General features: G+C 73.5%; 24 protein-coding genes. 9 read left to right on the top strand and 15 right to left on the bottom strand.

What is annotated here, in order from left to right; all coding sequences use genetic code 11:
• Window positions 1–54 precede the first annotated feature (54 nt).
• Together D3273_RS02600 and D3273_RS02595 are read left to right on the top strand one after the other, a co-directional pair.
• The gene (locus D3273_RS02600) at window positions 55–585 is read left to right on the top strand and encodes a GNAT family N-acetyltransferase (RefSeq protein ID WP_129223218.1); all 531 of its coding nucleotides are present in this window, start codon (window positions 55–57) and stop codon (window positions 583–585) included.
• Window positions 586–697: 112 nt separating this feature from the next.
• Entirely contained in the window at window positions 698–1,153 is a 456-nt protein-coding gene (locus D3273_RS02595; RefSeq protein WP_207210643.1) for a host attachment family protein, read from the top strand.
• 54 nt (window positions 1,154–1,207) lie between these two features.
• Here the strand turns inward: D3273_RS02595 and D3273_RS02590 are convergent, their stop codons facing one another.
• Complete coding sequence (locus tag D3273_RS02590; RefSeq protein WP_129223216.1) at window positions 1,208–2,476, bottom strand: CCA tRNA nucleotidyltransferase; 1,269 nt, start codon at window positions 2,474–2,476, stop codon at window positions 1,208–1,210.
• Complete coding sequence (locus tag D3273_RS02585; RefSeq protein ID WP_129223214.1) at window positions 2,473–3,255, bottom strand: helix-turn-helix transcriptional regulator; 783 nt, start codon at window positions 3,253–3,255, stop codon at window positions 2,473–2,475. The genes D3273_RS02590 and D3273_RS02585 overlap by 4 nt, the downstream gene beginning before the upstream one ends.
• 93 nt (window positions 3,256–3,348) lie before the next feature.
• On the opposite strand from D3273_RS02585, the gene D3273_RS02580 reads away from it, so the two are divergent.
• The 3 genes from D3273_RS02580 to D3273_RS02570 all read left to right on the top strand — a co-directional run bounded on the left by D3273_RS02580 (window position 3,349) and on the right by D3273_RS02570 (window position 8,136).
• The gene (locus D3273_RS02580) at window positions 3,349–4,113 is read left to right on the top strand and encodes a class I SAM-dependent methyltransferase (RefSeq protein WP_245500951.1); all 765 of its coding nucleotides are present in this window, start codon (window positions 3,349–3,351) and stop codon (window positions 4,111–4,113) included.
• 340 nt (window positions 4,114–4,453) lie between these two features.
• Window positions 4,454–6,634 (top strand): putative bifunctional diguanylate cyclase/phosphodiesterase, encoded by a 2,181-nt coding sequence (locus D3273_RS02575; RefSeq protein ID WP_129223212.1) that lies wholly within the window; start codon window positions 4,454–4,456, stop codon window positions 6,632–6,634.
• The gene (locus D3273_RS02570; RefSeq protein ID WP_129223210.1) at window positions 6,631–8,136 is read left to right on the top strand and encodes a sensor domain-containing diguanylate cyclase; all 1,506 of its coding nucleotides are present in this window, start codon (window positions 6,631–6,633) and stop codon (window positions 8,134–8,136) included. Before D3273_RS02575 ends, D3273_RS02570 begins: the two co-directional genes overlap by 4 nt.
• 16 nt (window positions 8,137–8,152) lie before the next feature.
• Here D3273_RS02570 and D3273_RS02565 read toward each other — a convergent pair whose 3' ends face one another.
• The 13 genes from D3273_RS02565 to D3273_RS02505 form a co-directional block, all read right to left on the bottom strand.
• Complete coding sequence (locus D3273_RS02565) at window positions 8,153–9,436, bottom strand: TRAP transporter large permease (RefSeq protein WP_129223208.1); 1,284 nt, start codon at window positions 9,434–9,436, stop codon at window positions 8,153–8,155.
• Window positions 9,433–9,999 carry a TRAP transporter small permease gene (locus D3273_RS02560; RefSeq protein WP_129223206.1) on the bottom strand — a complete coding sequence of 189 codons (567 nt, stop codon included), beginning with the start codon at window positions 9,997–9,999 and terminating at the stop codon, window positions 9,433–9,435. Before D3273_RS02560 ends, D3273_RS02565 begins: the two co-directional genes overlap by 4 nt.
• Before the next feature lie 19 nt (window positions 10,000–10,018).
• Window positions 10,019–11,026 carry a TRAP transporter substrate-binding protein gene (locus D3273_RS02555; protein ID WP_129223204.1) on the bottom strand — a complete coding sequence of 336 codons (1,008 nt, stop codon included), beginning with the start codon at window positions 11,024–11,026 and terminating at the stop codon, window positions 10,019–10,021.
• 99 nt (window positions 11,027–11,125) lie between these two features.
• Window positions 11,126–11,488, bottom strand: coding sequence for a winged helix-turn-helix domain-containing protein (locus D3273_RS02550; protein WP_129223202.1), 363 nt, complete (start codon window positions 11,486–11,488; stop codon window positions 11,126–11,128).
• A 207-nt stretch (window positions 11,489–11,695) separates the two neighbouring features.
• The gene (locus D3273_RS02545) at window positions 11,696–12,772 is read right to left on the bottom strand and encodes an ABC transporter ATP-binding protein (protein ID WP_129223200.1); all 1,077 of its coding nucleotides are present in this window, start codon (window positions 12,770–12,772) and stop codon (window positions 11,696–11,698) included.
• Window positions 12,772–13,596, bottom strand: a complete 825-nt coding sequence (gene ugpE / locus D3273_RS02540; RefSeq protein ID WP_129223198.1) for a sn-glycerol-3-phosphate ABC transporter permease UgpE — start codon at window positions 13,594–13,596, stop codon at window positions 12,772–12,774. Before ugpE ends, D3273_RS02545 begins: the two co-directional genes overlap by 1 nt.
• A gap of 121 nt (window positions 13,597–13,717) precedes the next feature.
• Window positions 13,718–14,599, bottom strand: coding sequence for an ABC transporter permease subunit (locus tag D3273_RS02535; RefSeq protein ID WP_129223196.1), 882 nt, complete (start codon window positions 14,597–14,599; stop codon window positions 13,718–13,720).
• Between the two features lie 13 nt (window positions 14,600–14,612).
• Entirely contained in the window at window positions 14,613–15,953 is a 1,341-nt protein-coding gene (gene ugpB, locus D3273_RS02530; protein WP_129223194.1) for a sn-glycerol-3-phosphate ABC transporter substrate-binding protein UgpB, read from the bottom strand.
• Window positions 15,954–16,138: 185 nt separating this feature from the next.
• The gene (locus D3273_RS02525) at window positions 16,139–17,314 is read right to left on the bottom strand and encodes an oxidoreductase (RefSeq protein WP_129223192.1); all 1,176 of its coding nucleotides are present in this window, start codon (window positions 17,312–17,314) and stop codon (window positions 16,139–16,141) included.
• A 90-nt stretch (window positions 17,315–17,404) separates the two neighbouring features.
• Window positions 17,405–17,839: a YbaK/EbsC family protein gene (locus D3273_RS02520; protein WP_207210641.1), complete on the bottom strand. Its 435-nt coding sequence runs from the start codon at window positions 17,837–17,839 to the stop codon at window positions 17,405–17,407.
• A gap of 156 nt (window positions 17,840–17,995) precedes the next feature.
• Window positions 17,996–18,256 carry a DUF6111 family protein gene (locus tag D3273_RS02515; RefSeq protein ID WP_129223188.1) on the bottom strand — a complete coding sequence of 87 codons (261 nt, stop codon included), beginning with the start codon at window positions 18,254–18,256 and terminating at the stop codon, window positions 17,996–17,998.
• Window positions 18,256–18,924 (bottom strand): CoA pyrophosphatase, encoded by a 669-nt coding sequence (locus tag D3273_RS02510; protein ID WP_245500950.1) that lies wholly within the window; start codon window positions 18,922–18,924, stop codon window positions 18,256–18,258. Before D3273_RS02510 ends, D3273_RS02515 begins: the two co-directional genes overlap by 1 nt.
• On the bottom strand, window positions 18,917–19,525 hold the full coding sequence (locus D3273_RS02505; protein ID WP_129223186.1) for a DUF1285 domain-containing protein: 609 nt from the start codon (window positions 19,523–19,525) through the stop codon (window positions 18,917–18,919). Before D3273_RS02505 ends, D3273_RS02510 begins: the two co-directional genes overlap by 8 nt.
• 140 nt (window positions 19,526–19,665) lie before the next feature.
• Between D3273_RS02505 and D3273_RS02500 the strand changes: the two genes are divergently transcribed.
• The 4 genes from D3273_RS02500 (at window position 19,666) to D3273_RS02485 (ending at window position 26,673) form a co-directional block, all read left to right on the top strand.
• Complete coding sequence (locus tag D3273_RS02500; protein ID WP_129223184.1) at window positions 19,666–20,682, top strand: AAA family ATPase; 1,017 nt, start codon at window positions 19,666–19,668, stop codon at window positions 20,680–20,682.
• A 5-nt stretch (window positions 20,683–20,687) separates the two neighbouring features.
• Window positions 20,688–21,608 carry a DUF58 domain-containing protein gene (locus tag D3273_RS02495; protein WP_129223182.1) on the top strand — a complete coding sequence of 307 codons (921 nt, stop codon included), beginning with the start codon at window positions 20,688–20,690 and terminating at the stop codon, window positions 21,606–21,608.
• A 9-nt stretch (window positions 21,609–21,617) separates the two neighbouring features.
• Window positions 21,618–24,491 carry a DUF4159 domain-containing protein gene (locus tag D3273_RS02490; protein ID WP_129223180.1) on the top strand — a complete coding sequence of 958 codons (2,874 nt, stop codon included), beginning with the start codon at window positions 21,618–21,620 and terminating at the stop codon, window positions 24,489–24,491.
• 85 nt (window positions 24,492–24,576) lie between these two features.
• Window positions 24,577–26,673 carry a hypothetical protein gene (locus tag D3273_RS02485; RefSeq protein ID WP_129223178.1) on the top strand — a complete coding sequence of 699 codons (2,097 nt, stop codon included), beginning with the start codon at window positions 24,577–24,579 and terminating at the stop codon, window positions 26,671–26,673.
• The last annotated feature ends 25 nt before the right edge of the window (window positions 26,674–26,698 follow it).

The following is a 26,698-nucleotide window of genomic DNA, read 5'->3' as shown; positions in this document are numbered from 1 at the left end:
GGCCCGCTCGACGGCCGGGCGGGCGGCTGTATGATCCCCCGCATGAGCGCTTCCATGACCGAATCCTCCCTCAGCCTGTCCGTCGTCGTGGTGCGGGAAGCGGCGGCCGACGCCGCCGCGGTGGAGCGCCTGGCCGAGCGCGCCTTCGGGCCGGGGCGCTTCGCCCGCACCGCCTACCGGCTGCGCGAGGTGGCGGAGCCCGATTGGGACCTGTGCTTCGTGGCGCGGGTGTCGACGCTGCTGGTCGGCGCGAACCGCATGACGCCGATCCGCATCGGCGACGCGCCCGCGCTGATGCTCGGGCCGCTGACGGTGGACCCGGCCTTCCGCGGCCGGGGCATCGCGGCGGGGCTCGTGGTGCGCTCGCTGGACGCGGCGCGCGCCGCCGGCCACGGCCTCGTCATGCTGGTGGGCGACGAGCCCTATTACCGGCGCTTCGGCTTCGCCCGCGCCCCCGCGGGGCGTCTGCAGATGCCGGGGCCGGTCGACGCCGCCCGCGTGTTGTGGTGCGAACTCGCGCCCGGCGCGTCGGCGGCGGCGTCCGGGCCCGTGGGGGCGCGACGCGGCGCCGTCCCGCCGGCGTGAACAATCGGCACGTCACGCCGTTGGAGCCCTACCCGCAACGGCGGGAGGCCGCGGGGGCGATCGTCGGACCCGGACATGCGGCCCGACGCCCGATTCGAGAAAGAAGACCGAGATGGCGACGCTGAAGGTCCATTACGGCGCCTGGGTGCTGGTCGGCGACGGCAAGAAGGCGCTCTTCCTGCACAACGACGGCGACCACGAGATCCTCAACCTGCGCCGCCTCGACGTCGAGCAGCAGAAGAACCCCGCCACCCGCGACCAGGGCAGCGACGCGCCGGGCCGCGGCCACGCCGCCAACGGGACCCGCGTGGGCTCGATGGGCGGGACCGACTTCCACCAGGTCGAGGAGGACCGCTTCGCCGCCCACGTGGCCCAGCGCATCAACGCTTCCGCCCACGAGAACGGCTTCCGTGAACTGGTGATCGTGGCCCCGCCGAAGTGCCTGGCGGAGATCCGCAAGGACCTCAGCGCGGAAGCGCGGAAGCGCGTCGTGTGCGAGATCGCGAAGGACTACACCCACCACCCGATCCCCGAGATCGAGAAGCTCCTCGCCGCCCACGCGATGTGAGCACGCGGAGGCGGGGTCGCACCCGCCTTCGCGGCCCAGGGCTCCCCCTTCCCGTCAGGGGGGAGGGGGGGCGCCGTCCGGGGCGGCGAGGCTCGCCTCGAGCAGGGCCGCGCGGGTCGCCTCGTCGTCCGGGAAGCCCGCCTCGCGATAGGCCGCGCGGAAGCGTGCCACGGCTTCGCCGACCGCCGGCCCCTTGAAGCCCCTCGCCACCACGTCCTTGCCGGAGAACGGCATCGCCGGGATGTCGCCCTCGGCGGCGTCGAGCGCGACGCGCCAGCCTTCCGACCTTTCGCCACGGGCCGCGGCCAGGAGGAGCGCGTCCCGCGCCGCCGCCCGGCCGTGGTCGAACAGCAGGGCGCGGACGGATCGGGAAGACGGCGGGCCGCCCCCCGACAGCGCGTCCGACGCCGTCGCCGCTAGGGCCGCCAGCATGCGGTCCCGCTCGGCGTTGGACAGCTTCAACCCGTCGCGCAGCCGCTCGACGTCGGCGCCGTCCCGCACCGCCAGCGCGTGCAGGCGCAGGGCGGGGTCGGCATCGCCGAGCCGCGCCAGCCGGCCGACGTCGCCCGGGGCGCCGAGGATGCGGGCGAGCAGCCCCGTCGCGTCCAGCGTCCGCAGCACGCCGACGGCGCCCGGAGCGGCGAGCAGCTTCAGCATCTCGCCGCGCACCCGCTCGCGGCTCAGGCGGTCGAGCCCGTCCCGCCCCGCCACCGCGGCGGCGAGCCCGTCCGCGTCGAGCGGGCCGACCCCGTAGGTGGCGTGGAAGCGGAAGAAGCGCAGGATGCGGAGGTAGTCCTCGCGGATGCGCGTCGCCGCGTCGCCGATGAAGCGCAGGCGCCCCGCCGCGAGGTCGGCGACCCCGCCCGTCGTGTCGTGCACGCGCCCGTCGCGGCCCAGCGACAGGGCGTTGACGGTGAAGTCGCGCCGCTCGGCGTCGCGCGCGAAGTCCCGGCCGAACTTCACCACCGCGTGGCGCCCGTCGGTCTCGACGTCCTCGCGCAGGGTCGTCACCTCGACGGGAAGGCCGCCGCTGACCAGCGTCACGGTGCCGTGCGCGATGCCGGTCGGGATGGCGCGGACCTTCGCCGCCTTGGCGCGGGCCGTCACGGCCGCGGGGAGGGCGGTTGTGGCGACGTCGATGTCGCCGGGCGGCAGGCCGAGCAGCGCGTTGCGCACCGCGCCGCCGACCACGCGCGCTTCCTCGCCGTCGCGGTCGAGCAGGTCGAGCACGCGGGCGAGGCGCGGGTCGTCGAGTAGGGGGGTGCCGTCGGGGCGGGGTTCGAGGCGGCCGTCGGCGGCGAGGCGGAGGGGGCGGTCCGTCATGCGGCGGAAGGGGTGGGGCGGGGGAGCAGCATCACGATCTTGTGGTCCGGGTGCGCGGCGGGGACGAGGGTCACCTGCTCATAGTCGAGGATCCCGTCTTCCGGATGGCGGAAGCGCCGCGCCCCGCCGTCGCGGGCCGCCACGGCGTGGCCGTCCCACAGGCGCGAAAAATCGGAACTGTCGGCGCGCAGGCCCGCCACGAGGGCGAGCAGCGCCGGGTCGTCGGGCGCCCGGGCCGTGTCGGCGCGGAACTCGGCGATGACGCGGCGGGCCCGCTCCTCCCAATCGACGATGAGGCCCCGCGCCGCGGGATCGCGGAACACGAAGGCGAGGAGGCAGGGTTCGGAGCCGCCGAGCCAGGGCGCGAACAGCCGCGCCGCGGCCTCGTTCCAGGCGCGGGCGCGCCACAGCCGGTCCAGCAGGTAGGCGGGCGCCGCCATCGCGGCGAGGGCGGCCTCGAGCGCGGGCGGGACGGCGTCGGAGCCCGGCGCCCCGGGGTGGGGGTCGCGCTGCAGCGCCAGCTCGAACAGGTAGGCCCGCTCCGCCGGGGCGAGGGCGAGCGCGCCGGCGAGGCGGCCGAGCGTGCCCGGCGACAGCGCGATGTCGCGGCCCTGCTCGACCCAGGCATACCAGGCGGTGGAGATGCCGCAGCGCGCCGCCACCTCCTCGCGGCGCAGGCCCGGCGTGCGGCGGCGTCCCCCCGCCGTCGGGGGCAGGGCTTCGCGCCGGGAGCGCACGAAGATGCCGAGCAGGCGACGGCGCTCGGCCGGGAGCAGCATGGGGGGAACCGCGGATCACAGGATGAGTCATGGCCTTATAGCGGTCGCCCGCGGCGGGCAGAAGGGCCGCACCCGTTCCCCGGAGAGCACCCGTTGTCCCGCACGCAGAACAGCTTCACCGCCGGCCACTACGCGCCCCGCGCCCAGGCCTATGTCGACAGCCGCGACCACAGCCAGGGCGCCGACCTCGACGAGATGGAGGACCACATCCGCGGCGCCGGCCTCGGCCGCGTGCTCGACCTCGGCTGCGGCGGCGGCCACGTCAGCTACCGCGCGGCCCCGCATGCCGGATCCGTGGTGGCCTGCGACGTCACCCCCGCCATGCTGGACGCCGTGGCCCGCACGGCGGCCGAGCGCGGCCTCGCCAACGTCGAAACCCGGCAGGCCGCCGCCGAAGCCCTGCCCTTCGACGCGGACGCCTTCGATGCCGTGCTGTGCCGCTTCACGGCGCACCACTGGTCGGACGTCGAGGCCGGGCTGCGGGAAGCCCGGCGCGTGTTGAAGCCCGGCGGGCTCGCGGTGTTCATGGATGTCGTGGCGCCGCCGGACCGCGCCGCCGACACCCACCTCCAGGCCGTGGAACTGCTGCGCGATGCGTCCCACGTCCGGGACTACGCCGTGGCCGAATGGCTTGCCATGCTGTCCCGCGCCGGTTTCGCGGTCGAACGCGCCACGCGGCGCAAGCTCCGCATGGTGTTCCCGACCTGGATCGCCCGCACGTCCGTGCCGCCCGCCACCGCCGCGGCCATCCGGGCGCTGCAGGACGGCGCTTCGGCGGCGGTGCGGGCGCATTTCGCGATCCAGGCGGACGGCAGCTTCGACCTCGACACGGCGACGATGGTGGCGCGGGCCGGGTGAGTTCGGCGGCCGGGCGTCCCGCCCGTTCGCCGCCCGAGCTGACGGTCGTTGGGTTGGCCCGCGCATGTCCGCCTTCCCTCACAGGGGCGAAAAGCAGGATCGCGTGGGCGAGCTCCGCGGGCCGAAGGCGGCGCGAACGCCCCTTCCCGACCGGAAAGCGCGACAGGTGCCGCCGTCGCCGGCGCGCATCCGGCGGCGGACGACAGGGCAGAGGCGCCACAGGCTCCCGAACCCCGGGCGGAAAGAACTCGCGCCCTGGAGCGTCCATCGTGTCGCGTGAAAGACGTTGGTAGCGAGTTGCTGCAATCTTTCCGAGAAACCCGATGGTCCGGTCTCCCACATGCAGCCTGACACCCCCCGTCCTCGCGATGCCGAACGCGCGACGCTCGACGTCCTGAAGAGCTACAGCCTCGACGGGCCGGCGCCGGAGGGGGCCTTCGAGCATGTCGTTCGCCTGGCCGCCGACCTGTTCGAGGTCCCGACCGCGCTGGTGTCCTTCGATGACGGGTGCGAGCAGCTCGTCGCGTCGGCGCGCGTCGGCTTCGACGGGCGCGCGACGAGGCGGGACGTGTCGTTCTGCACCCACGCCATGGCCCGCGGCGACGTCATGGTGGTGCCGGACGCGCTGGACGACCCGCGGTTCCGCCACAACCCGATGGTGACGGGGGAGCCCTTCATCCGCTTCTACGCGGGGGTGCCCATCGTCACCCCGAAGGGGCATCGGTTGGGCGCCATCTGCGTGATCGACGCGGTCCCCCGCCCACCCCTCACCGAGCGTCAATGCGGGCTGCTCCGAAGCCTGGCCCGGATCGTCATGGACCAGCTCGAGCAGCGGCGGCTCGACACGATGCGCCGCGCCGCCATGCGGATGGCGGCGGCCACGCCCGACGCCATCGTGTGCTCGGACGACGCCGGCGCGGTGACCTTCTGGAACGCCGCCGCCGAGCGCATCTTCGGGCACACCCGCGACGAGATGGTGGGCCGGCCCCTGGCCACGCTCGTCCCCGCCGAGTTCCGGCCGCGTCACCGGGAGCTGATGGCGCGCCGCTTCGCCGAGGGCGAGGATGCCGCCCCCCGGACCGTCGAGGCGATCGGCCTTCGCCGCGACGGAACCCGTGTTCCCATCGAGATCTCGCTGGCGACCTGGCGGGACGGCGACCACGTCAACGTGGGATCCATCATCCGCGACCTGTCCGAACGCGACCGGACCCGGGAACGCGTGCGCCACCTCACCCATTTCGACCGGCTCACCGACCTGCCGAACCGCGCGCAGTTCCTCGAGCGCGTCGACCACGCGCTGTCGACCGTCGACCGCTTCGCCGTGCTGCAGGTGGGGCTCGACCGCTTCAAGGCGGTGAACGGCACCCTGGGCACCGCGGCCGGCGACCGCGTGCTCGTCGCCGCGGCGGGGCGCGTCCGCGCGGCGGTGGGCGCGGCGGCGGTCGTGGCGCGGCTCGGCGCCGACGAGTTCGGCGTGCTGGTGGCGGGCGCCGATGCCGCGGCGCTCGCCGCCGCCCTGGCCCGGAGCCTCGTCGAGCGGCTCGGGGAGCCCTTCCCGGTCGGCGGCGCCCTGTGCCACCTCGGCGCCAGCGTCGGCGTGGTGCTGGCCCCCGACCCGTCCGTCGCCCTGGGGGCGGATTGCGTGCTCAAGCGGGCGTTGCTGGCGCTGCAGCAGGCCAAGATGGCGGGGGGACGCCGTTTCGAGGTCTTCGAGCCGCAACTCGGGGAGCGGGCCGAGGAGCGGCACCGCATCGAGGGGGAGCTGCGGGGCGCGCTGGAGCGCGGCGAGTTCGAGCTCCACGTCCAGCCGCAGGTCCAGCTGCCCGGCGGCGGGCTGGTGGGCGCCGAAGCCCTGCTGCGCTGGCGCCATCCGGAGCGCGGCCTCCTGTCGCCCGCCGCCTTCCTGCCGGTGCTGGAAACCAGCGACATGGCGGTGCCGGTCGGCCGGTGGATCATCCGGGAAGCCTGCGCCTTCGCGGCCCTGATGGACGCGCGCGGCGTTCCCCTGCGCATGGGCATCAACCTGTTCGCCGCCCAGCTGCGCGACCCGGGGCTGTTCGACGTCGTGGCCGACGCGCTGGCGGCGACCGGCCTGCCGGGGCCGCTGTGCGAGCTGGAGATCACGGAAACCACGGTCCTGGGCCTCGACGAAAGCGTCATCGCGCCGCTGCGGCGCCTGCGCGGCCTCGGCGTCGGCGTGGCCTTCGACGATTACGGCACCGGCTACGCATCGCTGAGCCTGCTGAAGCGCTACCCGCTGACGCGGCTCAAGATCGACCGGGAGTTCGTGCGCGACCTCCGAACCGACCCGGACGACGCCGCCATCGTCAAGGCGGTGATCGCGCTCGGGGCCAGCCTGGGCCTGGACGTCATCGCGGAAGGGATCGAAACGCCCGAGCAGGCCTCCGCGCTCGTGGGGTTCGGGTGCCGCGAAGCCCAGGGCTACCTGTTCGGCAAACCCATGCCGATGGCCGACTTCGCCGCGTGCCGCGCCGCGCCGCCACCCCGGAAGAGCGCGTGAGGGCGCCGCGCGTCCCGCCCCGCCTGGGCGGGGGGCGGGCCGCCCTGCCGGCCCTCACGGCGCTCGTGCTGGTGGCGATCTGCCTGGTCTTCACCTTCGTGATGGCGGCATGGCACCGCGACGTCGGCCGCGTGCTCGGCGCTTCGGGGGAAACCGTGGCGGCGGCGGTGGCCGGGGAGGTCGACCGCAACATCGAGCTCCTCGACTTTTCGCTGCAGGGCGTCGCCGAACAATGGCAGATGCCCGACGTGCAGGGCCTCGCCCCGCGGCTGCGCGACCTGATGCTGTTCGACAACGCCATGCGGGCGCCGGGCTTCGGCACCGTCATGGTGCTCGACGGCGACGGCCGCGTCGTCGGGCAGTCGAGCGGTGCCGTCCAGATCGGCACCGACTTCAGCGACCGCGATTACTTCCGCGTCCATGCCGGCACCACCAGCGTGGGCCTCTACGTGTCCAAGCCGTTCCGCAGCCGCCTGTCCGGCCATTGGATCGTGGCGCTGAGCCGCCGGATCGCCGGCGCGGACGGGGCCTTCGCCGGCGTGGCCATGGGCACGCTCGACCTCAGCTACCTCGGCAAGCTCTACGCCGCGCTCCGCATCGGGCCGGACAGCGCCGTGACGCTGTTCCGCACGGACGGCACGGTGATCACCCGCGAGCCCTTCGTGCAGTCCGACGTGCGCCTGTGGGCCGGCGGCGGCGACAGCTTCAACCGCATGCGCTCGTCGCACGACGGCACCTTCGAGGGCGAGTCCCCCATCGACGGCCGCCGGCGCATCATCTCCTATCACCGCGTCGGCGACCTGCCGCTGATCCAGGCCGTCGAAGTGGCGGGCGAGGGCGACTACGCGGGCTGGTGGCGCCGCGCCGCCGCGGTGGCGGGCCTGCTGACGCTGCTGTGCCTCGGCGTGCTGGGGCTGTCGCTGGCGCTCGCCCGCGAGCTCGGCCGGCGTTCCGCCGCGGAAGCGGAGCTGTCGCGGCTCGCCGGGACGGACGCGCTGACGGGCCTCGCCAACCGCCGCCGCTTCGAAGCCGTGCTGGCCGACGAATGGCGCCACGCCGCCGAGGCGGACGAGCCGCTGGCGCTGCTGATGATCGATGCCGACACGTTCAAGAGCTACAACGACCTGTTCGGGCACCCGGCGGGCGACGGCGTCCTCCGGGCCATCGCGGGGCGGCTCGACGCCGGCGCGCGCGGGCGGGGCGGCCTCGCCTGCCGCTGCGGCGGCGAAGAGTTCGTGGTGCTGATCCCGGGCTGCGACGACGCGCGGGCGCTGCTCGTCGCCGAGGACCTGCGCGCCGCCGTCGAGGCCCTCGCCCTGCCGCATCCGCTGGGGATCGGCGGCGTCGTGACGATCAGCCTCGGCGTGGCTTCCGGCCGCCCGTCCGCCGGCGGCGTGGCGAGCGACCTCGTGGCGGGAGCCGACGCCGCCCTCTACGGGGCCAAGGCCGAGGGCCGCAACCGCTGCCGGGCGCTCCCCGCGGACGGGCTGCGCGCGGCGTGAAGGCGCCGCGCCACCCTCACCTCATCCCGAGCAGGTGCGGCAGCGCCAGCGACACCGCGGGCACGTAGGTGACGAACGCCAGGAAGACCAGCATGGCGACGAGCCAGGGCCACACGGCGCCGGTCAGCTCCGTGATGCCCATGCGGGTGATGCCGGAAGCCACGTAAAGGTTCAGCCCCACCGGCGGGTGGCACAGGCCCACCTCCATGTTGACCGCCATCAGCACGCCGAGATGCACCGGGTCCACCCCCAGGCCCTTGGCGATGGGGAACAGGATCGGCGCCATGATGAGCAGGATGGAGGTCGCCTCCATGACGTTGCCGGCGAGCAGCAGCACGAGGTTGACGACGATGAGGAAGGTCCCGACCCCGAAGTGCTGCGCCACGATCCAGGCCGCCATGGCCTGGGGGATGTTCTCGCTGGTCATCAGGAAGGAGAACAGGATGGCGTTGGCGATGATGTAGAGCAGCATCGCCGACGTGTTGGCGGCGGCGAGCAGCACGCGGGGCACGTCCTTCAGCCCCATGTCGCGATACACGAAGACCGACACCACGAAGGCGTAGACGGCCGCCACCGCGGCCGCCTCCGTGGGGGTGAACACCCCGCCGTAGATGCCGCCGAGCACGATGCCGATGAGCGCCAGGCCCCAGAAGCTGTCGCGGAAGGCGCGGAACCGCTCGCCCCAGGTGGCGCGGGGCAGGCGCGGGTAGCCGCGCCGCCACGCGATGGCGGCGGTGAGGCCGCCCAGCACCAGCGCCAGCAGGATGCCGGGCACCACGCCCGCCATGAACAGCGCCCCGATGGAGGTGTTGGTCGACACGCCGTAGAGCACCAGGATGACGGACGGCGGCACCAGGATGCCGAGCGACCCCGAGGTGGTGATGACGCCCGCGCCGAAGCGCTTGGGATATCCGGCCTCGACCATGGCGGGCAGCATGATGGAGCCGATGGCGACCACGGTGGCGACGCTCGACCCCGACACGGCGGCGAACAGCGCCGAGGCGGCGACGCCCGCGAGCCCGAGCCCGCCCGGCCAATGCCCGACCAGCGTCGTGGTGAAGCGGATCATGCGCTTCGCGACCCCGCCGTGGGTCAGGAAGGTCCCGGCCAGGATGAAGAACGGGATCGCCATGATGGCGAAGTTGTCGAGGCCGGTGAACAGCTTCAGTCCGACGCTCTCGATCGGCACCGTCGTGGCGACGAACAGGAACGACAGCACGGTGAGGCCCAGCGCGATCGACACCGGCATGCCGGTGAGCAGCAGCGCGACCAGCAGCCCGAAGATGACCGCGGCGGTCACGGGTGGGCCTCCAGCGCGTCGGCGGCGTCCGGCACGCCCGCGACGCGGCCGAGGTCGCGGTGCGGCAGCGCTCCCGTGCGCCAGAAGCCCCAGGCGGCCTGCAGAAAGCGGAAGCACATGAGGTAGGAGCCGAGCGGGATGCACAGGTACACGGTCCAGCTCGGCCATTCGAGGTCGGGCGTGGTCTGGTCCGTGCCCATCAGCCCGTACACGAAGCGCGCCCCCATGGTGCCCACCGAGGCGGTGAAGAGCGCCCCGGCGAAGAGGCCGAACAGGATCGCCGCCGTCCTGGCGCGGGGCGGGAGCTTGATCACCAGCACGTCCACGCCGACGTGGATGCCGGTGCGGACCCCGTAGGCGGCGCCGAACTTGGCCATCCAGATGAACATGAAGATGCACAGCTCCTGCGCCCAGGTGAGGTCGAAGCCGCTGGCGTAGGGGTAGAGCAGGGCGGTGCCGGCGGCGAAGCGCTGCACCACGGAAGCGAAGATGAGGAGCGTCGCCCCGGCCATCAGGGAGGCGATGAGGGTTTCCTCGAGCCGGTCGAGGATGCGCAGGAGCATGGGGCGGGCCGGCCGGGGGTCAGTTCGTCGCGCCGGCGGCGGCCTTCCTGAAGCTTTCGATCGTGTCCTTGCCGATGCGCGACGACATTTCGGCCGTGACGGGCTCCAGCGCCTTCTGCCAGGCCGCTTTCTGCTCGGGCGTCAGCGCGATGAACTCGGTCCTGCCCGACGCCTTCATGGCCGCCAGCGCGTCGTCGTTGTCCTTCTGGGCGGCGCCGTCGGCGTAGAGCGTGGCTTCCGACACGGCCCGCTCCAGCCCGCCCCGCACGTCCGCCGGCAGCCCGTCCCAGAACGCCTTGTTCACGATCACCGCGTAGCCGATGTATCCGTGGTCCGACAGGGTGGCGTACTTCTGCACCTCGTAGTGCTTCTGCGTGTACATGTTGGAGGGCGTGTTCTCGGAACCGTCGACCACGCCCGTCTGCAGCGCCTGGTACACGTCCGAGAAGGCGAGAACCTGGGGCAGGGCGCCGAGCGCCTTGAACTGCGCTTCCAGCACCTTCGACGACTGGATGCGGAACTTCTGCCCGCGGAAATCGGCCACATCGCGCAACGGCCTGTTGTCGCTCATGATCTTGAAGCCGTTGTCCCAATAGGCGAGGCCATGGATGCCGTGGGCGTCGAGCTTGCCGAGCAGCTTGCGGCCGACCTCGCCGTCGGTGACGCGGCGCAGCGCCGCCTTGTCGGGCAGGATGTAGGGGAGGTCGAAGACTTCGAACTCCTTGACGCCCAGGGGGCCGAACTTCGCCAGCGAGGGCGCCAGCATCTGCACGGCGCCGAGCTGCAGCGCTTCGACCTCCTCCTTGTCCTTGTACAGCGTCGAGTTGGGGTAGACCTCGACCTTGACCCGGCCGTCCGTGTATTTCGCCGCGAGTTCGGCGAACCTGTCGGCACCCTTGCCCTTCGGCGTGTCCGCCGTGGTGACGTGGCTGAACTTGATGACGATGGGGCCTTCGGCCCGCGCCGCGAGGCCGCCGGCCGCGAGCAGCGCGGCCGCCAGGCCGGCTTTGAGGATCAGGCGTCGCATGGCGGTTCCCCCGGGGGCAGGTCCGCGGCTCTGTCGGCCGCTATGCGTGCAGGCTGGCGCGGCCCGGCGGCGGCGTCAAGCCGCACGGGCCGCCGCGGGCTACCGCTCCGGCGCGTCCGGGCCGGGGGGCGCGACCTCGCCCTGAAGGGCCGCGAGGTGTTCGGCTGCGGCCTCCGCGGCGGCCCGCTCGACGGCGCGGAAACCGCTCACCAGCGCCACCCCGAGGGCCGTCAGGCGCGCCCCGCCGCCCCGCCGGCCGCCGGCCTGGCTCTCGACCGCCGGACGGCCGAAGATGGCGTTGACCTCCTCCACCAGCGTCCACGCCCGGCGGTACGACATGTCCATGGCGCGCCCGGCCGCCGAAATGGAGCCCAGGGCCGCGATGGCTTCCAGGAGCTCGATCTTGCCGGGGCCGATGCGTCCGCCGGGGTCGAGGTCGATGCGCAGGCTCAGCGACGCCACGACGGCCCCCGCGCGTCGGCCGCCGCGGACGGCGGGCGGGGCCGTGGGCCGGGCAGATCGATGCAGCGCGCTTCAACCATGGACGTCCGGCGGTTTCCCGTCCCGACGATGCGGGACGGGCGAGCGAACACGCCGCGGCGGCGGCTTGTCAATCCGCCGGCGTCCGGGAAGGCCGGGCGAAGCGTCGTCCGCGGTGCGGCCGCCCCGTCAGGCCGCGTTCGCCGGCTCCATCCGCCGCCCCGTGTTCCGATCGAAGACGTGCAGGTGTTCGGGCGGGAACAGCACCGGCACCATGCCGCCCACGTCGGTGCCGCCCCCCGCGAGCTTCACCGTCAGCGTCGCACCGCCCGGCCGGGCCGCGTGGACCAGCGTTTCCGAGCCCAGCGGCTCGACCAGCTCGACGGGCCATTCGGCGCCGGCCGGGTCGACCACCACGTGCTCGGGGCGGATGCCGACCGTGACGGGGTGGCCCCCGGCGCCGGTGAAGCGCCGCCCGGCGAGGGGGATCGTGACGCCGCCGACCGTCACGGCGGAGCCGTCGCGCTCGAGGATGCCGGGCAGGAGGTTCATGGCCGGAGAGCCGATGAAACCCGCCACGTAGGTGTCGGCCGGGCGCTCGAAGACGTCCATGGGGGTGGCGAACTGCACCGGAACGCCGTCGTGCATCACCAGCAGGCGGTCGCCGAGCGTCATGGCTTCGACCTGATCGTGGGTGACGTAGAGGCTCGTCACCCCGAGGCGGCGCTGCAGGCGGCGGATCTCGCCGCGCATCTGCACCCGCAGTTTGGCGTCGAGGTTGGACAGCGGCTCGTCGAAGAGGAACAGCTTCGGATCGCGCACGATGGCGCGCCCCATGGCGACCCGTTGGCGCTGTCCGCCCGACAGCTGGCGCGGCTTGCGGGCGAGCAGCGCGTCGAGCCCCAGCAGCGCCGACGCCTCGTCGACCTTGGCGCGGATGTCCGCGCGCGACAGGCCGCGGATCTTCAGCCCGTAGGCCATGTTGTCGAACACGCTCATGTGCGGATAGAGCGCGTAGTTCTGGAACACCATGGCGATGTCGCGCGCCGACGGGTCGACGCCCGTCACGTCGCGCCCGTCGATGAGGATGCGGCCCGCCGTCGGCGTTTCCAGCCCGGCGACGAGGCGCAGCAGCGTGGACTTGCCGCAGCCGGACGCGCCGACGATCACCAGCATCTCCCCGTCGGGGAGGTCGAGGTCGACCCCCTTCAGGATCTCGGTGCCGCCGAAGCTCTTGCGCAGGTCCTGCAGGGTCAGCCCGGCCATCACTTGTCCCCTTCCGTGAGGCCCTTGACGAACCAGCGCTGCATCAGGAGCACGACCGCCACGGGCGGGACCAGCGCCAGCACGGCCGTGGCCATCACCTTGTTCCACTCCGTTTCGCGGTCGAGCCCGATCATCTTGACGATGCCGATCACCACCGTGTCGAGGTGCGGGTCGGTGGCGACCAGCAGCGGCCACAGGTACTGGTTCCAGCCGTAGACGAAGAGGATCACGAACAGCGCCGCGATGTTGGCGGCCGACATGGGGATCACCACGTCGAACAGGAACCGCAGCGGCCCGGCGCCGTCCATCCGCGCCGCCTCGACCAGCTCGTCGGGCAGGGTCGCGAAGGTTTGCCGGAACAGCAGCGTCGCCGTGGCGGAAGCGATCAGCGGCACCGTGAGGCCCGTGAAGCTGTTGATCAGGTTCAGCGACGACATGACCTGGAAGGTCGGGATGAGCCGGACCTCCACGGGCAGCATCAGCGTGAGGAAGATCAGCCAGAAGGCCGTCATGCGGAACGGAAAGCGGAAGAACACCACCGCATAGGCCGAGGGGATCGAGACGGCGATCTTGCCGAGCGCGATGGCGAGCGCCATCCCGGCCGACACCAGCAGCTCGCGCCACACCGGCCCGGTCCCGGTGGCGCCGTTCATCAGCACGTCGCCGAAGACGCCGAAGCCCGACAGGTTCGGCAGCAGCGACATCTCGCCCCGCGCGATGGCCGAGGACTCCTGCGTAGCGCCCACGACCGCGATCCAGATCGGCAGGGCGAAGACGAGCAGGGCCGCGACCAACACGGCGTGGGGGAGGAGGCGGGAGGTCATGGCCGCCCGCCCGTGGCCGGACGCGGAAGGGGAACGGGAGCGCCGTCCCGTGCTTCGACGCGGGCGATCCGCGCCCCGCTCGGGGTGGGGGAGGGACACGATGTTCCGCCGTGGACCATGGTCACGTCGCGCTTTTCCGTCCGAGGAACCTGAACTGCAGCGAGGACAGCAGGATCACCCCCGCCATCAGCACCACCGACTGCGCCGACGAGGAGCCGACGTCGGCGTTGACGATGCCGTCGAGGTACACCTTGAGCACCAGCGTCTGGGTGGACTGGCCGGGGCCGCCCTGCGTGAGGGCGTAGACGGTCGCGAACGTGTCGAAGGCCGCGTAGACCACGTCGACCACCAGCAGGAAGTACACGGTGGGCATCAGCAGCGGCAGCACGATGGTGCGGAAGCGGTGGAACCCGCGGGCGCCGTCGATGCGGGCGGCCTCGATGATCGTCTTCGGCACGGCCTGCAGCCCCGCCAGGAAGAAGATGAAGTTATAGCTGACCTGCTTCCAGGCGGCGGCCCCGATCACCAGCGCCATCGCCTCCGTCCCGTCGAGCCTGTAGTCCCAGCGGATCCCGACCCGGTTCAGCCAAGCGCCGACGAGGCCGATCTGCGGCTGGAACATCAGCACCCACAGCACCGCCGCCATGGCGGGCGCGACCGCGTAGGGCCAGATCAGCATGGTGCGGTAGAAGGCGCGGCCGCGGATCTCGGCGTCGGCGAAGACGGCGAGCAGCAGCGCGGCCCCCATGGCCAGCGCGGTGACGGCCGTGCAGAACAGCGCGGTGCGCCCGGCCGCCGCCACGTAGAGCGGGTCGGCGAACAGGTCGGCGAAGTTTTCCAGGCCGACGAAAGCCGTGCTGGTCCCGAAGGCGTCCTCGCGCCGGGTGCTGAGCCAGATGGCCTGGGCGGCCGGCCACAGGAAGAACACCGCCGTCAGGACGAGCTGCGGCAGGATCAGCAGGGCGGGCAGCGCCCGCCCCGGGAAAAGCGTCCGGCGTTCCATGGGCGGCGGCGGGTCAGCCGCGCGCGGATTTCTGGAAGTCGCGCAGCACCTTGTTGCCGCGCTCCACCGCGACGTCCAGGGCGGCCTGCGCGCCCTGCTGGCCCTGCAGCGCCTTCTCGATCTCCTCGTAGATGACGGCGCGGATCTCGGGCAGGCGGCCGAGGCGCAACCCGCGCGAGTTCGGCGTGAGCTCGCCGCGCTCCAACTGCTGCACCGGCACCTCGGTGCCGGGGTTCTTCTCGTAGTAGCCCGCCTGCTTGGTGGCGGCGTAGCCGGCCGTGGTCACCGGCACGTAGCCGGTGTGCTGGGCGTAGAGCGCCACCTGCTCGGGCTGCGAGATGAAGGCGTAGAACTTCGCCACCGCCTTGTACTCGGCCTCGGTGCGGTTCGGGGCGGTGAGCGCCCACAGGCTGGCGCCGCCGATGATGGAATTGTTCGGCTTCGGGTTCAGCGAAGGGTCCGTCGGCAGCAGGGCCTCGCTGTACCGGAACTTCGCGTTCTTGACGATGTCGGCGCGGCCCGAGGAGGAGCCGAAGCCGATGGCGGCCTGGCCGGAATAGAAGGTCATGTCCGGAGCGGAGTCGCGGCCCGTGTATTTGAAGGCGCCCTCCTTGCTGAGGTCGAGGAAGCGCTGCAGCTGCGCCACGAAGGGCTTCCCGTTGACGAGCAGCTGCGCGCCGAGCCCATCGTAGCCATCCCCCTCGGTGGCGTAGGCGAGGTTCTGGATCGCGGCGAATTCTTCGAACTGGATCCAGGGCATCCAGGCCGTGGTGGTGGCGATGGGTGTCGGCGCCTTCGCCGCCAGGGTGCGGGCGACCGCGTCGAACTCCGCATAGGTGACGGGCGGCTTCTCGGGGTCGAGGCCGGCCTTCTCGAAGGCGTCCTTGTTGTACCACATGACCGCCGTCGAGGAGTTGAACGGCATGGAGGCGAGCTTGCCGTCGGGCAGGCTGTAATAGCCGCGCACGCCGGGGACGTAGCTCTTCGGGTCGAGCGCGAAGCCGGTCTCCTCGGCGAGCTTCCAGGCCGGCTTGATGGCGGGGCCGGCCTGCAGCATCGTGCCGGTGCCGACCTCGAAGACCTGGGCGATGTGCGGCGCCTGCCCGGCGCGATAGGCCGCGATGGAGGCCGTCAGCGTTTCGGGGTAGGTGCCCTTGAACACGGCGTCCACCACCACGTCGGACTGGCTGGCGTTGAAGTCCCGCACGATGCGGTTGACCTCTTCGCCGTTGGCGGCCGGCATGGCGTGCCAGAACGTGATGCGGGTGGGCTCGCCGGCGGCGCGGGCCACACCCGGCAGGGCCGCCCAGGCGGCGAGGGTGCCGGCTCCCGCGATCAGGTTGCGACGATCCATGGCGTGTCTCCCGCGGGCGAAGACGATTCGCCGCGCGGCGGAGTCATAGCGAAATGCCGTGCGCCCGCAAGCGCCGGAGCGCGGCTTTGCTTGCGATAACCATGGACGAGACTGCCAGGAGGCGGTCCATGTCAGTGATGTGACGGTCGCCTATTCTTGCTGCGCCGCAGCGGCGACGTCGCCGCTCACGCCGCCCGGCCTTCCGCTTCCCCTCCGGCGGGGGGCAGGCCGATGGAAGGGCCGTGGCCGCGGAAGTTGCGCAGCCACCAGGCCCAGTCCTGCGGCACGAGGTGGAACGGGTCCTCGTGCCGCAGTTCGCGCGCCGCCCACACGGGCCAGTGCGGGTTGGCGAGCGCGGGCCGGCCCAGGAACACGAGGTCGATCAGCTCCTCGCGGACCGCGCGGTCGGCGTTGGCGGGCACGCCGAGGTTCCAGCTCGTCGCCACCGGGATGCCGACCTCCTCGCGCACCCGGTTGGCGCGCTTCAGCATGAAGCCGACCTCGTTCATCGGCGGGTTGGTCATCTCGTCGGTGTTGAAGCCGAGGCTGAGGTCCGCGAGGTCGAGCCCGTGCTCCTTCATCATGCGGATGGCGAGGATCGAGTCGTCGAACTGCACGCCCTCGGGGTGGAGGTCGTCCGAGCCGAGCCGCATGGTCAGGGGGTATTCTTCCGGCCACACGGCCCTGACCGCGTCGAGCGCTTCGAGGTGGAAGCGGACGCGGTTCTCGACCGAGCCGCCGTACCGGTCGGTGCGCTGGTTGGCGAGCGGAGAGAAGAAGGACGCCCCGAGGTAGCCGTGGGCATAGTGCATCTCCAGCCACTTGTAGCCGGCCGCGAGCGCCCGCTTCGCCGCGTCGGCGTAGGACCGGTGCAGCGCGTGGATGTCGTCGATCGAAAGCTCGCGCACCGGGTAGATGTGGCCGCCGCCGCCGTAGGGGATGGCGGACGGCGCCACGCATTCCCAGCCGTGCTCGTGGTCGGGCGGCAGCTGCTTCCAGGTGCCCTGCTCGTTGGTGCCCTTGTGGGGCGGCAGCTCGCTGCCCTTGCGCCCGGTGTGGCCGAGCTGGATGGCGGGCACGCCGCCCATGCGCTCGATGATCGAGCAGACGCGGGCGTGGCCCTCGATCTGCGCGTCGTCCCAGATGCCGGCGCAGGAGGTGGTGGTGCGGCCGTCCGGCGTGATGGCCATCTGCTCGCCGAACACCAGGCCGAAGCCGCCGGCCGCGCGGGCGCCGAGGTAGCTCACGTGGTAGTCGTCGAGCTTGCCGTCGACCGAGTTGTACATGGTCATGGGCGACATGGCGATGCGGTTGCGCAGCGTCACGCCCTTGAGCGTGTAGGGGCTGAACAGGTCGGGCATGGGGCGGGCTCGCGTCGGGGTTGGCTTGGCGAGACGGCTTTCAAGACGCGTGCCAGGACGGGCCGCTCCGCCCTCCACACGCCCCCTCCCTCATCCCCGCGCCGTCAGCGCCGCCACCTCCACGCCCGGCAGGGCGGCGAGCACGGCGGGCCGCAGCAGCAGCTTGGCCGCGCGGAGGCCTGCCCCCATGACGACCTCGGCCCGCTCGGTCACGGCGCCGTCGACCAGCACCCGCCAGCCTTCGGGCAGGCCGAAGGCGGTGATGCCGCCGAACTCCATCCCGGTCAGCGCCGTCGCGTCGTCGCGGCTCGCGAAGGACGCCTTCTTGGCGCCGAGATGCCCCCGGACGGCCCCGTTGACGTCGAGCCGGAGCGACCCGAGGCTCACCACCGCGGCATGACGGTCGACCCCGCCCTGGCGGTAGCGCAGCACGATGGTGTTGGCGCAGTCGTCGAGGGCGAAGCCGTAACGGGCGCTGAAGGCCGCCGTGTCCGACGCGTCCTCCGGCACGGTGAAGACCGTCACACCCGTGGGCGGCAGGGCGGCGCGGACGAAAGCGGGCAGGTGGAGGGCGTGGCGCTCGGGCGGGACGACGAAGGGGGCGAGGTCGAGGCGGGGCAGGGGCGTCTCCCGAGGCGGGTGAGGACGAGAAGGCAGGGTAACGCGTATCGCTCCCCTGCCTCACTCCATCCTTCCGGGCACCAGCACCCCGTTCTCGAGATGGGCCGGCACGTAGTCCCCCCGGCCGCGGTGGCCGAAGAGCCCGGCCGCCAGCAGCGACAGCACGACGAGGGCCAGCCCGCCCACCACCAGCCCGGCGAGGGGCCCGCGCGACCAAGCGGACAGCACGAAGGGGTAGCGCCGGCGCAGCACGAGGTAGGCGGCGTAGCCGGCGAAAGGCAGCAGGAACGGCACGAGCACGTCGAGCAGCGCGCGGCCCATCAGCCGTAGAGCCTCTCGTACAGGTTGCGCAGCATGCCCGCGGTGGCGCCCCACACCGTGCGGTCCCCGTGCGTCATGGCGTAGAAGTGCCGCGCCCGGCCCATCACCTCCCGGGCTTCCCTGCGGTGGTTGGCGGGGTCCATCAGGAAGGGCAGGGGCACCTCGAAGGCGTCCGCCACCTCGGCCGGGTTCACGCGGAGGCGCAGCGGCGGGCGGATCAGGCACAGGGCCGGCATCACCATGAAGCCCGTGCCGGTGAGGTAGGTGTCGAGGTAGCCGAGCGGCGTCACGGCGGCGCGGTCCAGCCCCACCTCCTCCTCGGCCTCGCGCAGGGCCGCGGCCAGGGGCGACGCGTCGGAGGCGTCCACCTTGCCGCCCGGGAAGGCCACCTGGCCCGAATGCTGGCGCAGGCTCGCCAGCCGCGTCGTCAGCAGCACGGTCGGCACGGGGTGGTGCGTCACGATGCCCACCAGCACCGCGGCGGCGCGGGGCACCCCGGTGAAGAAGGCGCGGCCGTCGAGCACGTGGTCGCCGCCGCCCGACAGGCCGCCGGCGCCGTCGATCTCGGCCCAGCGCTCGGGCAGGTCGAAGCACAGCCGCGCCCGCGCCCGCGCCTCGATGTCGGCGGCCGTGATCGCGGCCGCGACGCCGGCGGAAGCCTCAGCCAAGCGCGGGATCCGGCCCGACGGCGCCGAGGTCCGCCGCGTCCATCATGGGGAAGAAGCTCGGCCCCGATGCGATGCCGAACACGTCCTTGCCGTCCCGCTCCCGCACCTCGCCCAGGGCGGCGAGCTCGTAGAAGACCGGGCGGCCCACCAGCGCCCACAGGTCCCCCCGCACCAGCGCGTAGGGCTTCAGCGCCCCCGCGGGCCCGGGCTCGAAGCGCAGCGGGTGCGCGTCGCCGATCTCCACCCATTCGTCGAGGTTGGTGCGGATCCGGAGGCCCCCCTGCGGATCCCCGGACAGCTCCACGCCCACGAAAGGCGCGTCCTCGACCGCGATGCCGACCATCTCGGCCGGCGTCACCAGCACGAAGCGCTCGGCGTCGCGCCGCAGCACGGACGCGAAGAGCTTCACCAGCGCGGGCCGGGCGATGGGCGAACCCCCGTAGTGCCAGGAACCGTCGCGCGCGATGCGCATGTCGATGTCGCCGCAGAAGGGCGGGTTCCACAGGTGCACGGGCGGGGGGCCCCGGCGCGCCGCCGCATCGGCGATCAGCGACGACAGCGCAGGGGAGTCGCCGATCGGCCCGTCACTTGCTTTCGCCATCATCGCACGCCATTGCGGCCCCGCCGGCCGGGCCGGCACCCCGAAGAGTTATGCGACAGGTCCGCATATCGACAAGGGGCCGATCCGGCGTAATCTGTCCCGATGCTCCCCGCGTCGGGGCCCATCGGGAACATGGCTCCATGCCGGCTCAGGACCACGCGGAGAACGCCGGCGTCATCTCGCTCGAGGAGAATGCGGCCCAGGCCGCCGAGGCGGCGCTCGGCTCCATCGCGGCGGCGCGCGCCGCCGTCGGCACCGTCATCTTCGGCCAGGAGCGGGTCGTCGAGGAGGTGATGGTGTCCATCCTGTCGGGGGGGCACGGGCTCCTGGTCGGCCTGCCGGGCCTCGCCAAGACGCGCCTCGTCGACGCGCTCGGCACCGTGCTGGGGCTCGACGCCCGCCGCGTGCAGTTCACCCCCGACCTCATGCCCGCCGACATCCTCGGCTCCGAGGTGCTGGAGGAGGCCGAGAACGGCCGCCGCGCCTTCCGCTTCGTGCGCGGGCCGATCTTCGGCCAGCTCCTGATGGCGGACGAGATCAACCGCGCCAGCCCCCGCACCCAGTCGGCGCTGCTCCAGGCCATGCAGGAGCGGCACGTCACGGTGGCGGGCGAGCGCCACGACCTGCCCCGCCCCTTCCACGTCCTCGCCACGCAGAACCCCATCGAGCAGGAGGGCACCTACCCGCTGCCCGAAGCCCAGCTCGACCGTTTCCTGATGCAGATCGACGTGCCCTACCCGGACCGCGCATCCGAAAAGCGCGTGCTGATCGAGACCACGGGCGACCGCGACGCCGTGGCCCGCCCCGCCATGACGGCCGAGGAGCTGATGGGCATCCAACGCCTCGTGCGCCGCCTGCCGGTGGGCGATTCCGTGGTGGAATCCATCCTCGACCTCGTGCGCTCGGCCCGGCCGGGCGAGGATGCGGCGCTGTCCAAGCACATCGCCTGGGGCCCCGGCCCCCGCGCCGCCCAGGCGCTGATGCTCGCCAGCCGGGCCCGCGCGCTCATCCAGGGCCGGCTGTCGCCCTCGCTCGACGACGTCGCCGCCCTGGCCCTGCCGGTGTTGAAGCACCGCATGTCGCTCAACTTCGCGGCCCGCGCCGACGGCGAAACCGTGCCCGCCATCGTCGAGCGCCTCGTGGCGCGGCTCGGCTGACCCGGATGGCAGGGGCGGCCGCCGCCGACCGCGCCGCGAGCGCGTCCCACGCGAAATCGGCGCTGGACCTCGCCCGCCGCCTGCCCGACCTCGCCGTGTCGGCGCGGGAAGCGGCCGCCAGCGTGATGCACGGCGTGCACGGCCGGCGGCGCTCCGGCGTCGGCGAAGCCTTCTGGCAGTTCCGCCCGTTCACCATGGGCGAGTCCGCGTCGCGCATCGATTGGCGCCGCTCCGCCCGCGACGACCGCACCTACGTGCGCGAGCGCGAATGGGAAGCGGCCCAGACCGTGTGGGTGTGGGTGGACCGCTCGCCGTCCATGGACTTCGCGTCCGACCTCGCCCGCGCGTCGAAGCGCGACCGCGCGACGGTGCTCGGCCTCGCCACCGCCGACCTGCTGGTGCGCGGCGGCGAGCGCGTGGCCCTGATGGGGCTGACCCGGCCGATCGCGGCCCGCAACGTCGTCGACCGCTTCGCCGAGGTGCTGGCGGGGCCGGACGGCGCCCGTTCCGCCGCCGACGAGCTGCCCCCGCCCGAACCGCTGCCGGCCCGCTCCCGCGCCCTCGTCGTGTCCGACCTCCTGTCGGGGGCCGACGACGTGGCGTCCCGGCTGGCGCTGCTCGGCTCCGCGGGCGCGCTCGGCCACGTCGTCGCCATCTGCGACCCGGTGGAGGAAACCTTTCCCTTCGCGGGCCACGTCGAGTTCGCCGACACGGACGGGCCGGCGAGGCTCCGCCTCGGCCAGGCCGCCAGCCTGCGCGGCACCTACCTGGCGAAGCTCGCCGCCCACCGGGACCGCATCGCCGAAGCCTGCCGGCGCCAGGGCTGGACCTTCGCGGTCCACCGCACCGACCGGCCCGCCACGGAAGCGCTGCTGCGGCTCGCGACCCTGCTGGCGGACGGCGGCCCGTCCGCTTCCGCACCATAGGGCGCGCCGATGCTGGGACTTCCCCTCGCCTTCACGGTGCCGGCGGTGCTGGGCGCGCTCGCCCTGCTGCCCGCGCTGTGGTTCCTGCTGCGCGTGACGCCGCCCCGGCCGCGGCGCCAATCCTTTCCGCCGCTGCGCCTCATCGCCGACCAGCGGCCGAAGGACGAGACGCCGGCCCGCACGCCGCCGTGGCTGCTCGCCCTGCGGCTCGCGGTCGCGGCCGCGATCGTGCTCGCCATGGCGGGGCCGATCTGGAACCCGCCGCCGCCCGGCCTCGGCGGCGCGGGCCCCCTGGTCCTGCTGGTCGACGACGGCTTCGCGGCGGCGCCCGACTGGGACCTCCGGGTCGCCGCCGCGGGCGAGCGCCTGGGCGAAGCCGGCCGCGCCGGCCGCCCCGCCGCCCTCGCGGCCCTGTCGGACGGCCCGCGCGCCCTCGTGCCCGGGACGGCGGCGGCGGCGCTCGACCGGCTGCGGGCGCTGAAGCCCGCGCCCTACCTCGTCGACCGCGCCGCGGCGCTGCCCGCGGTCCGCGACTTCGCCGCCGCCCATCCCGACGCCGACATCGTGTGGATCGCCGACGGGCTCGAGAACGGCGGCGCCCGCGCCTTCGCCGAAGGGCTGGGCGGGCTCGCCCTCGCCCGTCCCGCCACCGTGCTGTCCGCGCCTTCCGCGCCGCTGGCGCTGGCTGGCGCCGAGAACCGGCCCGACGCCCTCGCCGTGACGGTGCTGCGCGCCGACGGCCGCGCGGCCGGCTCGGGCACGGTGCGGGCCTACGACCTCAAGGGCCTCGCCGTCGGCGACGCCCCCTTCGCCTTCGCGGGCGGCGCCACGAGCGCCACGGCCTCCTTCACCCTCCCGGTCGAGCTGCGCAACGACGTGGCGCGGGTCGACGTGCTCGGCGAAGCTTCGGCCGGCGCCGCCACGCTGCTCGACGGGCGCTGGAAGCGGAGGCGCGTGGACATCGTGTCGGGTGCCACCGCCGACGTCGAGCAGCCGCTGCTCAGCCCCGGCTACTTCATCGGAAAGGCGCTGGCGCCCTTCGCCGACGTTCGCGACGTGCCGTCCAACACCGCAGACCCCATCGGCGCGGCGCTCGACGAGCGCCCTTCCGTGCTGGTGCTGGCCGACATCGGCCAGGTGGCGGGGGCGGACCACGACCGGCTCGCCCGCTTCGTCGACGGCGGCGGCGTGCTGCTGCGCTTCGCCGGCTCGCGCCTCGCCGGCGCGCCGGCCGACGACCTGGAACCCGTGAACCTGCGCCGCGGCGGCCGCACCTTCGGGGGGGCCCTGTCGTGGGACAAGCCGAAAGCCCTGGCGCCCTTCGACCGGGCGAGCCCCTTCTTCGGTCTCCCGGACCGGCGCGACGTGACGGTGTCGCGCCAGGTGCTGGCCGAGCCCGACGCCGGCCTGCCGGCCCACACCTGGGCGGCGCTCGACGACGGCACGCCGCTCGTCACCGCCGACCGCCGCGGCAAGGGCGTCATCGTGCTGTTCCACGTCACCGGCGACACCACATGGTCGAACCTGCCGCTGTCCGGCCTCTTCGTCGACATGCTGCGCCGCGTCGTCGCGCTCGGCGGCGATGCCGCCGCGACCCCCGACGGCGCGGCGGCACCGGGCGCCGCCGCGAAGCCGAACGAGGCCGCGGCAGCCCTGCCGCCGACCCGCATCCTCGACGGCTTCGGCGCGCTCGGCGCGCCGCCCGCCACCGCCAAGCCCGTGCCGGCGGGCTTCGCCGGCCCCGGCACCGCCGACCACCCGCCCGGCTTCTACGGCCCGGCCGACGCGCTGCTCGCCGTCAACGCGCTGAACCCCGGCGCCGCGCTGATGCCGGCCGACCTGTCCGGCCTGGGGCTCGGCGCCCGGGCGCTGAAGGCGGCCGAGCCGGTCGACCTCCGCGCCGCCTTGCTGGTGCTGGCCATGCTCGGGTTCCTCGCCGATGCGGTGGCGACGGCGCTGCTCGGCGGCGGCTTCACCGGCCTCGGCCGGCGCGCGCGCGCTTCGGCCGGCACCACCGCGGCCGGGTTGGCCTTCGCGGTCCTGCTGGCGTCGCTGACGGGATCGCCGGGCCCGGCCCGGGCGGCCGACGGCATCCCGCCCGCCGCCGGCGCGGCCCTCGCCCGCGACGGCGTGCCGAAGCGCGACATGGAGGCGGCCCTGCGCACGCGCCTCGCCTACGTGGCGTCGGGCGACCCCGCCGTCGACGCGGAAAGCCGCGACGGGCTGCGCGGCCTGTCGCGGGCGCTGAGCAACCGCACGTCGCTCGACCCCGGCGAGCCCGTGGCGGTGGACCCGGCGCGCGACGACCTCACCTTCTACCCGATGCTCTACTGGCCCGTGGTGGCGACGGCGCCCCAGCCGTCGCCGACCGCGGTGGCGAAGGTGTCGGCCTTCATGAAGAACGGCGGCACGGTGCTGTTCGACACGCGCGACGCCCTGTCGGCCCGCGTCGACGGCCCGCAGACGCCCGAAGCGCGCTGGCTCGCCGCGCTGCTGAGCGGGGTCGATGTGCCGGAACTCGAACCCGTGCCGCGCGACCACGTCATCACCAAGACCTTCTACCTGCTCGACGGTTTCGTCGGCCGCTACACGTCGGCGCCGACCTGGGTTGAAGCGCTGCCGCCGGTGCCGCCCGACGCCGCCGACCAGCCGGCGCGCTCGGGCGACAGCGTGTCGCCCATCGTCATCACCGGCAACGACCTCGCCGCCGCCTGGGCGTCCGACGCCGACGGCGACCCGCTCTACCCGCTGGTGCCGGGCGGCCAGCGCCAGCGCGAGATGGCGATCCGCGGCGGCGTCAACCTCGTGATCTACACGCTGACCGGCAACTACAAGGCCGACCAGGTCCACGCGAAGCAGCTGCTGGAAAGGCTGGCGCATTGAGCGGCCCGTCCACCGTCCAGGACGGGCGCATCCTCCCCCTCCCCCGACGGGGGACGATCATCGCACGACGGCCGCGGGATAACCCATGACGCGCTTCGCCCTGTCGTTCACGCCGCTGGTGCCCGGGGCCCTGATCTGGGCGCTGGGCCTCGCCGCCGTGGCCGTCGTCCTGCTCGGCATCCTCGGCCGCCGTCGCGGCACGGCGCTGCGCGCGCTGGGCCTCGCCCTGCTGCTCGTGGCGCTCGCCGACCCCGACCTCGTGCGCGAGGACCGGCACGGCGAGAAGGACGTGGTCGCGGTGGTGATCGACGGGAGCGGAAGCCAGACCATCGGCGAGCGCTCGGCCCAGACCGCCAAGGCCCGCGCCGCCATCGCCAAGGACCTGGCGGCGCTGGGCAACGTCGAGCCGCGCTTCATCGACAGCGGCCGCTCGGACGCCGAGAACGACGGCACCCGCCTGTTCGCGGCCCTGTCGAACGGCTTGGCCGACGTGCCGCCGGAGCGGGTCGCCGGGGCCATCCTGGTGACGGACGGCGTCGTCCACGACATCCCGGCGGATGCCGGGGCGCTCGGCTTCAAGGCGCCCCTGCACGTGCTGGTGACGGGGCACGCCGGCGAGCGCGACCGCCGCGTCGAGCTGGTCGAGGCGCCGCGCTTCGGCATCGTCGGCAAGGACCAGACGGTGAGCCTGCGGGTGCTCGACACGGACGACCGCGGCGAGCCCGTGGCCGTCACGGTGCGGCGCGACGGCGTCGAGGTGGCGCGCCGCCAGGCCCGCGTCGGCGCCCGCATCGACGTGCCGGTGCGCGTCGACCACGCGGGTCCCAACGTCGTCGAGGTCGACGTGCCGACGCTGCCGGGCGAACTCACGGCGCTCAACAACAAGGCCGTGGTGACGATCGACGGCGTGCGCGACAAGCTGAGGGTGCTGCTGGTGTCGGGCGAGCCCCACGCGGGCGAGCGCATGTGGCGCAACATCCTGAAATCGGACGCCAACGTCGACCTCGTGCACTTCACCATCCTGCGCCCGCCCGAGAAGCAGGACGGCACGCCCATCAACGAACTGGCGCTGATCGCCTTCCCGACGGGCGAGCTGTTCGGCTCGAAGATCGGCGACTTCGACCTCATCATCTTCGACCGCTACTCGAACCAGTCGTCGATCCTGCCCTATGCGTATTTCGAGAACATCGCCCGCTACGTGCGCAACGGCGGCGCGCTGCTGATGGCGGTCGGCCCCGACTATTCGGGGCCGGACGGGCTCTTCTACACGCCGCTCGGCGCCATCTCCCCCACGCGGCCCGACGGACGCGTGATCGAGACGCCGTTCCGGGCCAAGGTGACGCCGGAGGGCGAGAAGCACCCCGTCACCCGGGGCCTCGCCGGCTCGGACCAGGATCCGCCGGCCTGGAGCCTGTGGTTCCGCCAGGTCGACGGCGACGCCGTGAAGGGCACGCCCGTGATGTCGGGCGCGGAAGGGCGGCCGCTCGTCGTGCTGTCGCGCGAGGGCAAGGGCCGCGTGGCGCAGATGCTCAGCGACCAGATCTGGCTGTGGGCGCGGGGCTTCGAGGACGGCGGCCCCTACCTCGACTTGACGCGCCGCCTCGCCCATTGGCTGATGAAGGAGCCCGACCTCGAGGAGGAAGCGCTGCGCGCCACCGCGCGGGGCCGCGACATCGCGATCGAACGGCAGAGCGTGAAGGGCGTCACGGCGCCCGTCACCGTCACGGCGCCGTCGGGCGCGACGGCGAGCGTCGACCTGGCCGCCGCCGAACCGGGCCTGTCGCGGGGCGCCGTCAAGGCCGACGAGCTCGGCCTGTACCGCCTGACGGACGGCACCAGTTCGGTGCTGCTCAACGTCGGGCCGGAGAACCCGCGCGAGTTCCAGGAGGTGGTGTCGACCACCGAGAAGCTCCGGCCGCTGGCGGAAGCCACGGGCGGCAGCGCGCGCCGGATCGGCACGGGGAACGGCGACGACATCGCCATGCCGCGGCTCGTCGCCATGCACGAAGCGTCGAGCTACGGCGGATCCGACTACATCGGCATCAAGCGCACGGACAGCAGCACGGTGGCGGGCATCGGCCTGCTGCCGCTGGCCGTGGGGGCGATCGGCCTGCTGGCCCTGCTCGGCTCGACCGTGCTGGCCTGGGTGGCGGAAGGACGGGGCTTCCGCCGGGCGCGCTGACGCCGTCCCGGCCCGCCTTCGTCGG

This window comes from Lichenibacterium minor, assembly GCF_004137685.1.
In the GTDB taxonomy this organism is placed as follows: Bacteria; Pseudomonadota; Alphaproteobacteria; order Rhizobiales; family Beijerinckiaceae; genus Lichenihabitans; species Lichenihabitans minor.
The sequence above is the reverse complement of the archived record's forward strand: the minus strand, read 5'-3'. Positions and strand labels throughout refer to the sequence as shown.

What these genes read in the sequence shown, in the direction of transcription:
- D3273_RS02600 (WP_129223218.1), top strand. Translation starts at nt 55, where the DNA reads ATGACCGAATCCTCCCTCAGCCTGTCCGTCGTCGTGGTGCGGGAAGCG.
- D3273_RS02595 (WP_207210643.1), top strand. Translation starts at nt 698, where the DNA reads ATGGCGACGCTGAAGGTCCATTACGGCGCCTGGGTGCTGGTCGGCGAC.
- D3273_RS02590 (WP_129223216.1), bottom strand. Translation starts at nt 2,476, where the DNA reads ATGACGGACCGCCCCCTCCGCCTCGCCGCCGACGGCCGCCTCGAACCC.
- D3273_RS02585 (WP_129223214.1), bottom strand. Translation starts at nt 3,255, where the DNA reads ATGCTGCTCCCGGCCGAGCGCCGTCGCCTGCTCGGCATCTTCGTGCGC.
- D3273_RS02575 (WP_129223212.1), top strand. Translation starts at nt 4,454, where the DNA reads ATGCAGCCTGACACCCCCCGTCCTCGCGATGCCGAACGCGCGACGCTC.
- D3273_RS02560 (WP_129223206.1), bottom strand. Translation starts at nt 9,999, where the DNA reads ATGCTCCTGCGCATCCTCGACCGGCTCGAGGAAACCCTCATCGCCTCC.
- D3273_RS02555 (WP_129223204.1), bottom strand. Translation starts at nt 11,026, where the DNA reads ATGCGACGCCTGATCCTCAAAGCCGGCCTGGCGGCCGCGCTGCTCGCG.
- D3273_RS02545 (WP_129223200.1), bottom strand. Translation starts at nt 12,772, where the DNA reads ATGGCCGGGCTGACCCTGCAGGACCTGCGCAAGAGCTTCGGCGGCACC.
- ugpE (WP_129223198.1), bottom strand. Translation starts at nt 13,596, where the DNA reads ATGACCTCCCGCCTCCTCCCCCACGCCGTGTTGGTCGCGGCCCTGCTC.
- D3273_RS02535 (WP_129223196.1), bottom strand. Translation starts at nt 14,599, where the DNA reads ATGGAACGCCGGACGCTTTTCCCGGGGCGGGCGCTGCCCGCCCTGCTG.
- ugpB (WP_129223194.1), bottom strand. Translation starts at nt 15,953, where the DNA reads ATGGATCGTCGCAACCTGATCGCGGGAGCCGGCACCCTCGCCGCCTGG.
- D3273_RS02525 (WP_129223192.1), bottom strand. Translation starts at nt 17,314, where the DNA reads ATGCCCGACCTGTTCAGCCCCTACACGCTCAAGGGCGTGACGCTGCGC.
- D3273_RS02515 (WP_129223188.1), bottom strand. Translation starts at nt 18,256, where the DNA reads ATGGGCCGCGCGCTGCTCGACGTGCTCGTGCCGTTCCTGCTGCCTTTC.
- D3273_RS02505 (WP_129223186.1), bottom strand. Translation starts at nt 19,525, where the DNA reads ATGGCGAAAGCAAGTGACGGGCCGATCGGCGACTCCCCTGCGCTGTCG.
- D3273_RS02500 (WP_129223184.1), top strand. Translation starts at nt 19,666, where the DNA reads ATGCCGGCTCAGGACCACGCGGAGAACGCCGGCGTCATCTCGCTCGAG.
- D3273_RS02495 (WP_129223182.1), top strand. Translation starts at nt 20,688, where the DNA reads ATGGCAGGGGCGGCCGCCGCCGACCGCGCCGCGAGCGCGTCCCACGCG.
- D3273_RS02490 (WP_129223180.1), top strand. Translation starts at nt 21,618, where the DNA reads ATGCTGGGACTTCCCCTCGCCTTCACGGTGCCGGCGGTGCTGGGCGCG.
- D3273_RS02485 (WP_129223178.1), top strand. Translation starts at nt 24,577, where the DNA reads ATGACGCGCTTCGCCCTGTCGTTCACGCCGCTGGTGCCCGGGGCCCTG.